General features: G+C 34.7%; 12 protein-coding genes and 4 tRNA genes. 11 read left to right on the top strand and 5 right to left on the bottom strand.

Annotation, left to right across the window (positions count from 1 at the left end; all coding sequences use genetic code 11):
• Positions 1-5: 5 nt before the first annotated feature.
• The 4 genes from ACPLVF_RS01430 to ACPLVF_RS01445 all read left to right on the top strand — a co-directional run bounded on the left by ACPLVF_RS01430 (position 6) and on the right by ACPLVF_RS01445 (position 4669).
• Positions 6-2003 (top strand): bifunctional 4-hydroxy-3-methylbut-2-enyl diphosphate reductase/30S ribosomal protein S1, encoded by a 1998-nt coding sequence (locus ACPLVF_RS01430; protein WP_424906045.1) that lies wholly within the window; start codon positions 6-8, stop codon positions 2001-2003.
• Between the two features lie 62 nt (positions 2004-2065).
• Positions 2066-3106 (top strand): type 2 isopentenyl-diphosphate Delta-isomerase, encoded by a 1041-nt coding sequence (gene fni / locus ACPLVF_RS01435; RefSeq protein ID WP_424906046.1) that lies wholly within the window; start codon positions 2066-2068, stop codon positions 3104-3106.
• 102 nt (positions 3107-3208) lie between these two features.
• Entirely contained in the window at positions 3209-3583 is a 375-nt protein-coding gene (speD, locus tag ACPLVF_RS01440) for an adenosylmethionine decarboxylase (RefSeq protein WP_424906047.1), read from the top strand.
• Positions 3584-3892: 309 nt separating this feature from the next.
• Positions 3893-4669, top strand: coding sequence for a CheR family methyltransferase (locus tag ACPLVF_RS01445; RefSeq protein ID WP_424906048.1), 777 nt, complete (start codon positions 3893-3895; stop codon positions 4667-4669).
• Positions 4670-4693: 24 nt separating this feature from the next.
• On the opposite strand, the gene ACPLVF_RS01450 is transcribed toward ACPLVF_RS01445, so the two are convergent.
• The 5 genes from ACPLVF_RS01450 to ACPLVF_RS01470 all read right to left on the bottom strand — a co-directional run bounded on the left by ACPLVF_RS01450 (position 4694) and on the right by ACPLVF_RS01470 (position 6785).
• The gene (locus tag ACPLVF_RS01450; RefSeq protein WP_424906049.1) at positions 4694-6160 is read right to left on the bottom strand and encodes a sigma-54 interaction domain-containing protein; all 1467 of its coding nucleotides are present in this window, start codon (positions 6158-6160) and stop codon (positions 4694-4696) included.
• A gap of 281 nt (positions 6161-6441) precedes the next feature.
• Positions 6442-6517 (bottom strand) — tRNA-Lys (locus ACPLVF_RS01455).
• Between the two features lie 8 nt (positions 6518-6525).
• Positions 6526-6611 (bottom strand) — tRNA-Tyr (locus ACPLVF_RS01460).
• 12 nt (positions 6612-6623) lie between these two features.
• Positions 6624-6699 (bottom strand) — tRNA-Thr (locus tag ACPLVF_RS01465).
• A 9-nt stretch (positions 6700-6708) separates the two neighbouring features.
• Positions 6709-6785, bottom strand: a tRNA-Ile gene (locus tag ACPLVF_RS01470).
• Positions 6786-6915: 130 nt separating this feature from the next.
• Here ACPLVF_RS01470 and ACPLVF_RS01475 point away from each other — a divergent pair.
• From ACPLVF_RS01475 to ACPLVF_RS01505, 7 genes are all read left to right on the top strand, one after another.
• Positions 6916-7968: a M42 family metallopeptidase gene (locus ACPLVF_RS01475; protein WP_424906050.1), complete on the top strand. Its 1053-nt coding sequence runs from the start codon at positions 6916-6918 to the stop codon at positions 7966-7968.
• The gene (locus ACPLVF_RS01480; protein WP_424906051.1) at positions 7956-8975 is read left to right on the top strand and encodes a M42 family metallopeptidase; all 1020 of its coding nucleotides are present in this window, start codon (positions 7956-7958) and stop codon (positions 8973-8975) included. The genes ACPLVF_RS01475 and ACPLVF_RS01480 overlap by 13 nt, the downstream gene beginning before the upstream one ends.
• A 1-nt stretch (position 8976) precedes the next feature.
• Positions 8977-9954 (top strand): M42 family metallopeptidase, encoded by a 978-nt coding sequence (locus tag ACPLVF_RS01485; RefSeq protein WP_424906052.1) that lies wholly within the window; start codon positions 8977-8979, stop codon positions 9952-9954.
• A gap of 182 nt (positions 9955-10136) precedes the next feature.
• Positions 10137-10349, top strand: a complete 213-nt coding sequence (locus ACPLVF_RS01490) for a 4Fe-4S dicluster domain-containing protein (RefSeq protein WP_424906053.1) — start codon at positions 10137-10139, stop codon at positions 10347-10349.
• A gap of 1 nt (position 10350) precedes the next feature.
• A complete protein-coding gene (locus ACPLVF_RS01495; RefSeq protein WP_424906054.1) occupies positions 10351-11478 on the top strand; it encodes a 2-oxoacid:acceptor oxidoreductase subunit alpha in 1128 nt (375 codons plus the stop codon).
• A gap of 1 nt (position 11479) precedes the next feature.
• Entirely contained in the window at positions 11480-12316 is an 837-nt protein-coding gene (locus ACPLVF_RS01500) for a thiamine pyrophosphate-dependent enzyme (protein ID WP_424906055.1), read from the top strand.
• A gap of 12 nt (positions 12317-12328) precedes the next feature.
• Positions 12329-12850 carry a 2-oxoacid:acceptor oxidoreductase family protein gene (locus ACPLVF_RS01505; RefSeq protein WP_424906056.1) on the top strand — a complete coding sequence of 174 codons (522 nt, stop codon included), beginning with the start codon at positions 12329-12331 and terminating at the stop codon, positions 12848-12850.
• Positions 12851-12864: the final 14 nt, after the last annotated feature.

Here is a 12864-nt window from a genome sequence, read left to right on the forward strand (position 1 = left end):
AAGATATGAAAATTTTTGTAGCAGAACATTCTGGTTTTTGTTATGGTGTAAGAAGAGCTATGAATATCTTACAGGATATAGAAAAAAAGGGAGAAGAAGCCTACACTTTGGGTCCTATAGTTCACAACCCACAAGTAGTAGAGTACTACTCAAAAAAAGGTATAATCCCAATTGAAATTGATGAATTAGAGAATATGAATAAAAAAAGAGTGATTATACGAACCCACGGGGTGGAACCTAAAGTCATAGAAATGTTAAAGGAAAAAGGAATAGATATAATAGATGCCACATGCCCTTTCGTAAAAAGGGTTCAAAAGCTTGCACAAGAAATAACAGATAAAGGACTTATGCTTATAATTATAGGTGAAAAAAATCATCCTGAAGTTATAGGAATAAAAGGTTATTGTAAAGGAAAATGCATTGTAGTGGAAAATAAAGATGAGGCAAAAGCAATGGATAATTTTGATAAAGCTGCAGTAGTTGTTCAGACTACTCAAACCCAGGAAAATGTTAGCAAAATAATGGATATTTTAAAACAAAAAGGTGAGGTTGTAGAATTTTACAATACCCGTTGTGATGCTACTACAAAAAGGCAGGATGCAGCAAGAAAACTTGCAGGAAAAGTTAATGTGATGCTTGTAGTTGGAGGTAAAAACAGCGCAAATACGAAAAAGCTTGCTTTAATTTGTGAAAGGGAAGGAGCAAAGGTATTTCACATTGAAACGGCAGATGAAATAAAAAAAGAATGGTTTAACTATAAAGACCAAGTTGGTATAACAGCAGGTGCTTCAACACCTGATTGGATTATAAAGGAGGTAATAAACAAAATGGAAGAAATTGCAAAAGAACTAAATGAAAATAATAATAATAATAATCAATTAAATATCCAAAAGGGACAAATAGTAGAGGGAACAGTAGTAAAGGTAACAGAAAAAGAGGTTATTGTTGACATCGGAGCAAAGCAAGACGGAATCATCCCTCTAAATGAAATTTCCTATAAGCCTGCTAGCTCTCCCCATGAATTTATAAAAGAAGGAGACAAAATAAAGGTGTTTGTGTTAAATCCTGAAGATAAGGAAGGGAACTTAGTCCTTTCAAAGAAAAGAGCAGATTTTATTATTGGATGGGAAAAAATTGAAAAGGCATTTAATGAAAAAGAAACAGTAGAGGCTACAGTTGAAGAAATCGTAAGGGGTGGTGCTCTGGCAGAGGTATTTAACCTTAGAGCATTTATTCCCGCTTCTCATATGGATATAAAATACGTATCGGATCTTTCAAGTTACATCGGGCAAACTTTGAATTTTAAAATTATAGAAATTGACAAAGAAAAAAAGAGAATTGTTTTATCTCGCAAGGCATATTTGGAGGAAGAAAGGGAAAAGACTAAAAATCAAATATGGAATAAAATAAAAGAAGGCGATGTGGTCACAGGTATTGTAAAAAGATTGACAGATTTTGGTGCTTTTGTTGACATAGGTGGATATGATGGGCTAATACATATTTCCGATTTATCCTTTAAGAGAGTAAGTCATCCTTCAGAAATATTAACTGTTGGACAGGAAGTCAAGGTCAAGGTGCTAAAAGTTGATAAAGAAAAAGGTAAGGTTTCCTTAGGATTAAAGCAGCTGGCAAAAGACCCATGGGCTGAAGCTGATAAAAAATATAAAGAGGGCATGATTTTTGAGGGGAAAGTGGTGAAACTTGCAAAGTTTGGTGCTTTTGTAGAATTAGAGCCAGGGGTTGAGGGTTTAGTTCATTTATCACAAATCTCAAACCAAAAAATTAAAAATCCACAAGAGGTTTTAAAAGTAGGAGATAAGGTAAAAGTTAAAGTTTTAGAAGTAAATACCAAAAATAAGAGGATAAGCCTAAGTATTAAAGAAGCATTAGAAGAAAATGCCACCAAAAAAGTAGAAGAAGTAAAAGAAGAGATAAAGGAAGAGGGCCTTAAAATTACAATAGGGGAAATTTTTGGCGACCTTCTTAAAAAGTCTATCCAATAAATGAATTTCACAAAAAGGGAGGATTTATTAAAATATCCTCCCTTTTTAAAGGAGAGATTCTATTGTCCGTTAGAAAAAGGATCAAACGAAAAAAAGAGCATATTTTGTATTCGCTTATTTTAGAAAATCAAATAAAAAGAGATGTTTTTAAAGATATAACTATTATTCATAATTGTTTGTCAGAAGTTTCCTTTGAAAATTTAGATATTAGTTCATCGCTCTTATCAACAAAATTGGATATACCCTTGATAATAAATGCAATGACTGGGGGTTTTGAAGAAAGTTATTATATTAATAAAGCATTGGCAGAAGTTGCTAAAGAAAAAAACATAGCTTTAGCTGTAGGTTCACAAAAAATTGCTTTTAAGTACAAAAATGCTCGTCAAAGCTTTGAAGTTGTAAGAAAAATATATAAAGAAGGTATTATTTTTGCAAATTTAGGTACCGACTGCACCATTGAGCAAGCTAAAAAAGCAGTTGATATGATAGGGGCAAATGCTTTACAACTGCATCTTAATGTGCCTCAGGAACTTTTTATGAAAGAGGGGAGAAGAGATTTTCGAGGGACACTACAAAAAATCCAAGAGATTGCGGCAAATTTAGATGTTCCTGTAATTGTTAAAGAAGTAGGGTTTGGCATAGCAATGGAAGAAGCAAAAAAATTGGTAAACCTGGGCATTAAAATAATCGATATAGGAGGGTATGGGGGTACGAATTTTATAAAAATTGAAGGCATGAGACGAAATATAAGAACTTTTAAATTTGCGAAATGGGGAATCCCTACTGCTATTAGTCTTATTGAAGTTTTATCTGCGGTTGAAGGAAAAGCGGATGTGATAGCTTCCGGAGGCATAAAAGACGGACTTGATGTGGCAAAGGCACTCGCATTGGGAGCAAAAGCCTGTGGAATTGCGGGACCAATTCTTTACAAACTTTATAAACATGGTAAAAAATCGGTTTTAAAATATATTGATGATATAATTTATGAGCTTAAATTAACATTGGCTATGGCAGGAGCAAATAATTTAAAGGAATTAAGCGAAAGACCAATTTATATTGGTGGAAATACGAATAAATGGCTGAAATTTAGGGGTATTTACTAAAAAACCGCAAATTTTAACGAAAATCTATTGACATTCTGATATAATCTGCTACAATTTAATGTGATTGATTAATTTTATTACAAAGGGGGCTGTGATACTAAAATGAAAGCATTGGGCCGTCACATCTTAGCGGAAATTTATGATTGCGATCCTTTTGTTTTAAATGACAGAGATTTGATTGAAGACATTATGGTCAAGGCTGCTCTTGAAGCAGGTGCTGAAGTTAGAGAAGTGGCATTTCACAAATTCAGCCCGCAAGGTGTTAGCGGTGTAGTGGTAATTTCTGAGTCTCATTTAACTGTCCATACATGGCCTGAGCTCGGGTATGCTGCGGTTGACGTTTTTACTTGTGGTGATAAAGTAAATCCGTGGGATGCCTGTAATTATATAGCAGAAAAGTTTCAAGCAAAACATATGACAGCATCAGAAGTAAAAAGAGGTGTTTTTGAAAAGCCTGTAAAAGTAGTAAACTTTTAAAAAGATAGTGAAAGAAGGGGATATGTTGAGTTATAAAAAGCCCTTGTCTTTTGATTTTGTATTTGATTAAGTGGAAAAATGCGTGGACGAAATGTCGCGCATTTTTCTGTTTTTAGAGGAATTTTTGATTAATGTATGTATATAATGATTAAATTTGGATAATATTAAAGATAGACCCCCTTTACATTAGCCCCCATGGTGCACAATATTATGAATTGTGTACCATGGTTTTTTTATTTTAATATGAACATGTTATTATGAATATGTTATAATTAAATTATTAATTTTTATTTTTAGAGGGGGATTTTCTTGCAGGACAAATATGGGGATTTTATTGAAAAAATAAAAAAAATAACGGGAATAGATTTATCATTGTATAAAGAAAAACAAATGAAAAGAAGAATAGAATCATTTATAAAAAGGAACGGTTTTGAGGAATATGAAGATTATTATAGATTCATAAAAGAGGATAAAAATAGATTGAGAGAGTTTTTAAATTACCTTACAATAAATGTCTCAGAATTTTTTAGAAACCCTAACCAGTGGGAAATATTGGAAAAAGAAATTCTGCCCGAATTAATTTCCAAAAATAAAATATTAAAAATTTGGAGTTCTGCTTGTGCAAGTGGAGAAGAACCCTATTCAGTTGCACTTTTATTTGAAAAAATTAATTTTAAGAATATAGAAATACTGGCTACAGATATTGATGAAGATGCAATAGAAAGGGCAAGGGAAGGCATTTATAACGAAAAAATTGTTGCAAATGTACCGGAGGATTTAAAAAAGAAATTTTTTATTAAAAGAGACGATGAATATGAGATAGTTGATGAGATAAAAAATAAAGTAAAGTTCAAGAAACTTAACTTACTAACAGATCCCTTTCCTAAAGGAATACATCTTATTCTATGCAGGAATGTTTTGATTTATTTTACTGAAGAGGCTAAAGACAGTATTTATAGAAAATTTTATGATTCACTAACTGATGATGGAGTATTGTTTGTTGGGAGCACTGAGCAAATAATTATGCCACAAAAGTATGGGTATTATAGTATAAAAAGTTTTTTTTACAAAAAGATACCTAAGTAGTGATAAAAAAATAAAATTCTTCTTTTATTTTTTCTTATCTAAAATATCTTTTTGAATACCATATTTTTTTATGCGATACTGTAAAGATTGCCTTTTTAAACCTAATTTTTCAGCTGCTTTTGTAATATTACCATCAAATTCTAATAGGGTTTCGATTATTAGATTTTTTTCAAATTCATCTATTTCCTTCAAGGATTTTATTTTTTGAGAATTTATTTGTCTATTTTTTGATTCTTGGTTGTCTAAACCCTTTGTAAAATCTTTATTCAAAAAATTAAAATTAACATATTTCAAATAATCAGATGTTATTATACCTTCATCTAAGCAATTCATTAATCCTTCTATAATATGTTCTAATTCTCTTATATTTCCGGGCCAGTGATATTTTAAGAATATATCAATAAGATTTTTATCAATACCCGATATATTTTTGCAAAATTTCTTGTTGTATTTTTGAATGAAGTAATCAACTAATAGTATAATGTCTTCTTTCCTTTCTCTTAAAGGAGGGATTTCCATATAAATTACGCTCAATCTGTAAAATAAATCTTTTCTTAATCTTCCAGTTTTTAATAGGATTTCGGGTTTTTCATTGGTAGTTGCTATAATCCTTACATCTACAGGTATATCGTAAGAAGCTCCAATTCTTCGTACCACTCCTTCTTGCAAAACTCTTAAGAGTTTACTTTGAAGGTTTAAGCCCATACAGTTTATTTCATCTAATAAAAGTGTTCCACCATCGGCTTGTTCAAAAAGTCCAGGTTTATTTTCTGCTCCAGTAAAACTCCCTTTGGTTGTACCAAAAAGTAGGCTTTCCAACAGAGACTCAGGCAATGCTGCACAGTTTTGAGCAATAAAGGGACCGTTTTTTCGCGGGCTTTCAGCGTGAATGCTTTGAGCAAAAAGTTCTTTTCCTGTACCCGTTTCACCGTATATAAGGACGGAAGAAGAGGTTTTTGACACTTTTTTTGCAAAGATAATCAAATCTTTTATTTTTTTGCTTTGCCCGATAATACAGTTGAAATCGTATTTTAAAGAAAAATTTTCTTTTAAAGATTTTTCGCCTGTTACTATTTGCCTTAATTCTACTATTTTTTTTGTAAGGTTATATAAATTGGTAATATCCCTTGATATTTCAAAAGCTCCGATAATATTGCCGTTTTCAATTATAGGGAATGTGGTATTTACAGCTTTTATCTCTTTTCCTAAAAAATTCATGTACTGCTGATACCTTTTAATAACTGGTTTTCCTGTTTTTAGAACCTGCCAAATGGTACTTTCCTCTGGAGATAAGGAAGGATATACTTCAAACAGATTTTTACCTATTACTCTTTCAGGATCTAATCCTTCAAATTTTCCTAAAATTTTATTGTAAAACAAAATTTTGAAATTATTGTCTACGATAATAATCCCTTCATCAAGGGAATCAAAAATCCGCCTTATAGATTCGTAAGAAAAAATATTATGAAGCTGTTTTTCAATTTCAAACATAACATATCACCAACAAGTTATTTTCTATAGATTATTTTCTATAGTTTATAGTTTTTTCCTTCTTATAAGTAAAAAATATTTCCCGGGGCATAGCAGGATTTGACAGGGAGGTTATAAAAATGCAAAATTAAGTGAAATTTTATAACAAAAAATGACATTTTTAGAGATGATAAGGTTTAAATTAACTCGATGCTATAAATGAGAATTAAACAAAAGTGTGTTATTTTCGATGGGCGACAAATAAAAAAATCCTCCTTCATAGGAGGATTATGGCTTTTTTATGGTGGGCCATGTAGGCTTCGAACCCACGACACCCTGATTAAGAGTCAGGTGCTCTACCAACTGAGCTAATGGCCCACATTTAATGGTGGAGAGAGGTGGATTCGAACCACCGAAGGCATCGCCAGCAGATTTACAGTCTGCCCCCTTTGGCCAGCTCGGGAATCTCTCCACATTTAAAAAATGGAGCCGACGAAGGGACTCGAACCCACAACCTGCTGATTACAAGTCAGCTGCTCTACCAATTGAGCTACGTCGGCATAAAATTTTGGTGGGCCCACTAGGACTCGAACCTAGAACCGACCGGTTATGAGCCGGTTGCTCTGACCGATTGAGCTATGGGCCCGAACGCAATTTATAGTATACATGAAAATAAAAAATTCGTCAATAGTTAAAAATAAAATTTTTTAATTAAAATATTTGAAGGAAACTAATAGTTGTTGTAGAAGTTATATATTGGAAAGGAGGCAAAAAAATTGGAAATAAAAGAGATATTAAAAGAAATAATAACTGATCATATTCCTTCAGGGAGGGAAGTGGAGGGTAGTGTTAAAGTAAAGGTTTTATTTGAAAAATCCTTTGATGAAGTTAAGTTTGATAAGCTCGGTAATATTATAGGCAAAAAGAAAGGAAATGAAGGTTCTTTTAAAGTGATGATCGCCGCACATATGGATGAAATTGGAATGATGGTTACAAAAATAGAAGAAAAAGGATTTATAAGATTTACATATGTGGGCGGAATTGACCAAAGAATACTGCTGGGACAGGAGGTTTTAATCCACGGCAAAAAAATTATACCGGGGATTATAGGAAGCAAACCTCCTCACTTGCAGGAACCTGATGAAAAAAGTAAAGCTTTTAAGAAAGAAGATTTATTTATAGATACGGGCCTTTCTTATGAAAAAATTAAAGAAATCATCAATGTGGGAGATTATATTACTTTTAAGAGAAAACCCCTTGAGCTTTTAAATAACAATTTTTCCTCTAATGCCCTAGATGATAAGGCGGGAGTTGCTGCAATATTGTGCTGTATGGAGGAGTTAAAAAAATTCAATTTTAAAGGCGAGGTATACGGTGTTGCTACTGTCCAGGAGGAGGTCGGCTTAAGAGGGGCAATAACATCGACTTACGGTATATATCCCGACATAGGTATTGCAATAGATGTTGGGCACGGCGATATCCCCGACCTGCATGAAGAAGAAACTTTTAAATTGGGGAAAGGCCCTGCAATTGCCTTAGGGCCCAACATTCATCCAAAACTCTATGAAAAGTTAAAATCCATTGCTGAAGAATATAAAATACCCTATCAAATTGATCCCAATCCTTCCTATACGGGGACAGATGCATGGTCGATACAGATTACAAGGGCAGGAGTTCCGACAGCACTTATATCCATTCCGCTAAGATATATGCATACTACCGTTGAAACATTAAATACAGAAGACATAAAACTAACTGGGCGATTGATTGCATTGTTTATAGCTTCCATAGATACGGAATTTGTGGAGGGATTAAAATGCTTTTATTAAAAAAGCTTTCTGAAGCAGCAGGGGTTTCGGGCTGCGAAAATGAAGTAAGGAATATTCTAAAAGAGGAATTAAAAGAGTATGCGGATTTTAAAACTGATGCTTTAGGAAATCTCCTTTTCGAAAAAAAGAATAAGGGCAAAAAGCCGCGAATTATGCTTGCAGCACATATGGATGAAGTGGGTTTGATGATAACCTCTATATTGAAAAATGGATTTTTAAAATTTGAATCAGTAGGCGGCATTGATGATAGGATACTTGTTTCAAAAACCGTAACCATAGGACCAAATAAAATAAAAGGAGTTATCGGTGCAAAACCCATTCACAGGCAGGACCCAAAAGAAAGGGAAAATGCTTTAAAAATAAAAAATCTTTATATAGATATAGGCGCAAAGGACCAGGAAGATGCGGAGAAAAAGGTAAAAATTGGAGATTATGCATGCTTTGATACGGAATTTGAGATTTTTGGTGAAAATATAGTAAAAGGGAAGGCTTTGGACGATAGAATAGGTTGTTTTGTAGTTGCGGAGATTTTAAAAAGGAATTATGAAGTGGAAATCTGTGGAGCGTTTACGGTGCAGGAGGAAATAGGGCTCAGGGGCTCTGGTGTTGCCGCATATCAATTAAAGCCCGATGTTGCAATTGTTGTGGAAGGCACCTTTGCTTCGGATGTACCAGGGACAAAAGAAGAAGAGTATAATACTGTGCTTGGGATGGGTCCTGCGGTAACAACTATGGATAGAAGCTTTATTGCAAATAAAGGTATGAGGGATAGGGTATTCGAAGTAGCAAAGAAAAATAACATCCCATGTCAGCCAAGGAGAACTAATTTAGGAGGCACCGATGGGGGAAGGATTCAATCCATTGGTGAAGGAATTCCCACAATAGTGATTTCCGTGCCCACAAGATACATCCATTCACCGGTTAGTGTGGCTGATATAAATGATATCAATAATACTATTTTGCTTATCAATTCTTTAATTTTAGATTACCAGGAAAGGGGAGTATAAGGTGAAAGAGTTAATTAAAACCTTGACAGAAACATACGGACCTTCAGGGAATGAAGAAAAGATAAGAAATGTCATTAAGGATTTAGTTACTCCTTATGCCGATGAAGTCAAAGTTGATGCTTTGGGCAATTTGATTGTCCATAAGAAAGGCTCAGGAGACAAGCTTATGCTTGCCGCTCATATGGATGAAATAGGAATAATAGTAACCAATATTGACGATAAAGGGTTTATAAGATTTTCAAGTATTGGAGGGGTCTCTCCATTTATATTACTAGGTGAAAGAGTTATTTTTGAAAATGGTACCATTGGTGTAATAGGTGTAGAGAAAATTGATGATATGAAAGAACTTAAGATGAAAAGGCTTTTTATTGACATTGGAGCATCGTCAAAAGAAGAAGCTATGTCGAAAGTAAAGGTTGGCGATATGGCTACTTATTACAGGGAGTGCAATTTCTTAGGGAAAAATATATCCGCCAAATCCTTAGATGATAGAGCCGGATGTGCTGTGCTTATAAAAGCGCTTCAAGAAGTAAAAAATCCTAAATATGACTTATATTTTGTGTTCACAACTCAGGAAGAAGTAGGAACGCGTGGGGCAAAAACTTCAGCTTATTCAATAGAGCCGGAACTTGCGATAGTAGTAGACGTCACTATTTGCGGTGATACTCCCGAAGGTGAAAAAATAGCGGTTGATCTTGGTAAAGGCCCTGCAATTAAAATTAAAGACATGAGTGTTTTAAGCCATCCAAAAATAAAACAACTTTTAATCGATGCTGCGGAGAAAAATAATATTCCTTATCAGAGAGAAGTGCTGGATTTAGGCGGCACCGATGCGGGATCGATTCACCTTACAAAAGAGGGTGTACCTTCAGGTGGAATTGCAATACCTACACGATATGTCCATACTCCTTCCGAAATGGTGAACTTAGACGATTTAGAAAATACAGTAAAACTATTGCTGGCGGTCATAGAAGGTTAAGTCTTAGAAGGTTAATAATAAAATATGTATTTTAACTTTTATATCCCCTTTTTAAATTTTTTTATGCACAATGGACAAAAAATTATAAAATGGCACAAAAAATGCATTAATATCAAAGCTTAGAAAATATTAAAATAGACAAAATATATTGATATTATTAACAAATCTATGGAGGGATAGAATTGAAAAAACGGTTCAAGATTACCGTAAATGAGCAAAGGTGCAAAAAATGCGGCATTTGTGTGGCTTTCTGCCCGAAAAAAGTACTTAAAATAGAAATTAATACTTTTCCGATTATTGAGAAGGAGGAGGAATGCATAGGTTGCAATTTATGCTATTTGAGATGTCCTGATATTGCTATTTTTGTTGAAGAAAGAGATGAAGGGGTGGTATAAAATGATAAACAATATTAAATTTCTTCAGGGAAACGAGGCTTGTGTAGAAGGTGCAATAAAAGCGGGTGCAAAATTTTATGCAGGTTACCCTATAACTCCTTCGTCGGAAATTGCAGAACTTGCTTCGATTAGGCTTCCTGCTGAAGGTGGAGTTTATATACAAATGGAAGATGAAATTGCCAGTATGGCAGCATTAGTAGGTGCATCTTTTGCAGGAGCAAAAGCTTTTACGGCGACAAGCGGTCCTGGATTTTCACTCATGCAAGAAAATATTGGGCTTGCAATTATGACTGAAGCTCCGTGTGTAGTAATTGATGTCCAAAGGAGCGGTCCAAGCACTGGACTTGCTACAAAACCGGCTCAAGCGGATGTTATGCAAGCAAGGTGGGGGACCCACGGTGACCATGCAGCGATTGTCCTTGCTCCTTCTACTGTCCAAGAGTGCTATGATTTGATAATTACGGCTTTTAATTTTGCTGAAAAGTATAGAACTCCAGTTATATTTTTGTCCGATGAAATTATCGGCCATATGAGGGAAAAGGTGGTTTTGCATGACGATATTCCCATTGTTAATAGAAAAATGCCTGATGGGGACCCGCTAAAGTTTAAACCCTATGAACCGGACAAGAACGGGGTGCCTCCATTGGCCTTTTATGGAAGTGAATATATTTTCCATGCTTCCAGTTCCATGCATGATGAAACGGGATTCCCAAACAACTCTCCCAAAAACGCCGAGAAAGTTATTAAGAGGCTATATAATAAAATTTATCAAAACAAAGAGGATATCATCATCACCAAAGAATTTTATACCGAAGATGCAGAAATACTATTGATTTCTTTTGGTGCATCGGCCAGAAGTTCAAGAGAAGCTGTAAATATTTTAAGAAAAGAAGGTAAAAAAGCAGGGCTTTTACAGTTGAATACACTCTGGCCTTTTCCGGATGAAAAAGTAGCTAAATTAGCAAATAAAGCAAAAGTGGTAATTGTTCCTGAAATGAATCTCGGGCAGATTATTGGAGAAGTCCAAAGGGTAATAAAAAACGATATGCCAGTGATTGGAGTAAACAAAGTAAACAGCGAAATAATAACACCCTTTGAAATAATAGAAAAGGTTAAGGAGGTTATTTAAGGTGGCAAGAAACATTTTTGATTATATAATCGAAGATAAACTTCCATTTTTTTGGTGCGAAGGCTGTGGCAATGGAATAATCTTAAAGGCTATAGCAAGGGCATTTGCGGATTTAAATTTAGACCCCCGCGAAATAGTAGTGGTTACGGGGATTGGATGCTGGGGAAAGGCAGATGATTATTTATCCGTAAACAGCCTCCATGTAACTCACGGCAGGGCGCTACCTGCTGCAACTGGTGTAAAGGCAGTAAACCCCAACCTAAAGGTTTTAGCATTAATGGGGGATGGAGATGGATTGACCATAGGAGGTAATCATTTTATTCATGCTGCGAGGAGGAATATAGATATCACAGCAATTATTTCTAATAATTTCAATTACGGCATGACAGGAGGGCAAGTGTCGGGAACAACACCTGAAAACAGCATTACCAGCACATCGCGCTTTGGCTCTGTAGAACCACCCTTTGATGTTGTAAAATTAGCTATTGCTTCAGGTGCAAGTTATGTGGCGAGGGCAACAGTTTTTCACGTGAATTTACTCGAAAAGTATATTAAGAATGCAATAATGAAAAGAGGTTTTTCAGTTGTTGATGTAATAAATATTTGCCCGACCTATTATGGAAGATTAAATCAAATGAAGACTCCTGTAGAAATGATGGAGTTTTTAAAGGATAATAGCACTTTTAAGCAGGACGAAGGTGATGTCAACTTAAGAAAATTTGCTTTAGGAGAATTTGTAAATATTGAAAAGCCAGATTTTTCTACCAAATATTTAGAAATACAAAAACAAGCGAGAGAAAAATTGTCTTCTCTTGAACAGGATGCAGGTGCAAGGTAAGGGGGTTATAGCATGGGAAGGAAAGAAGTTGTGCTTGCAGGCTCCGGAGGGCAGGGGCTTTTGTTAATAGGCAAGATATTAGGCGAGGCTGCGGCGATTTTTGAAGGTAAAAATGCTGTGCAGACAACTGCTTATGGGGTTGCTACAAGGGGAGGTTTTTCGAAATCCGAAGTGATAATATCCGAAGAGGAGATTGCGTTTCCGGAAGCAATGGACCCCGATTATGTAGTATGTCTATCTCCACAGGCTTTTGAAATATATAATGGTAAAATCAAAGAGGATGCTCTTTTAATTTACGATAAAGATACTATAAAATGTGAAAATCAAAAGTATTACGGTTTTTCAATGACCAATGCGGCTGTGGAATTAAAAAATATAAGGATTCTCAACATGATTGCATTGGGAATTTTGGTTAAACTAACCGGGATTGTAAGTCTTGATAGCATAGTAAAATCCTTGGAAAAGAATTCACCCGAACAGTTTAAAGAGCAAAACCTTAGAGCTTTTTATAAGGGCTTTGAAATGGCACCGTAACTTAAAGGGGTGAG

Origin of the sequence: Thermovenabulum sp. (assembly GCF_049701175.1) — a bacterium.
Classification (GTDB): Bacteria; Bacillota; Thermosediminibacteria; order Thermosediminibacterales; family Thermosediminibacteraceae; genus Thermovenabulum.

Coding starts and splice junctions, on each gene's coding strand:
- ACPLVF_RS01430 (WP_424906045.1), top strand. CDS start 6: ATGAAAATTTTTGTAGCAGAACATTCTGGTTTTTGTTATGGTGTAAGA.
- ACPLVF_RS01450 (WP_424906049.1), bottom strand. CDS start 6,160: ATGTTTGAAATTGAAAAACAGCTTCATAATATTTTTTCTTACGAATCT.
- ACPLVF_RS01480 (WP_424906051.1), top strand. CDS start 7,956: ATGCTTTTATTAAAAAAGCTTTCTGAAGCAGCAGGGGTTTCGGGCTGC.
- ACPLVF_RS01495 (WP_424906054.1), top strand. CDS start 10,351: ATGATAAACAATATTAAATTTCTTCAGGGAAACGAGGCTTGTGTAGAA.
- ACPLVF_RS01505 (WP_424906056.1), top strand. CDS start 12,329: ATGGGAAGGAAAGAAGTTGTGCTTGCAGGCTCCGGAGGGCAGGGGCTT.
- speD (WP_424906047.1), top strand. CDS start 3,209: ATGAAAGCATTGGGCCGTCACATCTTAGCGGAAATTTATGATTGCGAT.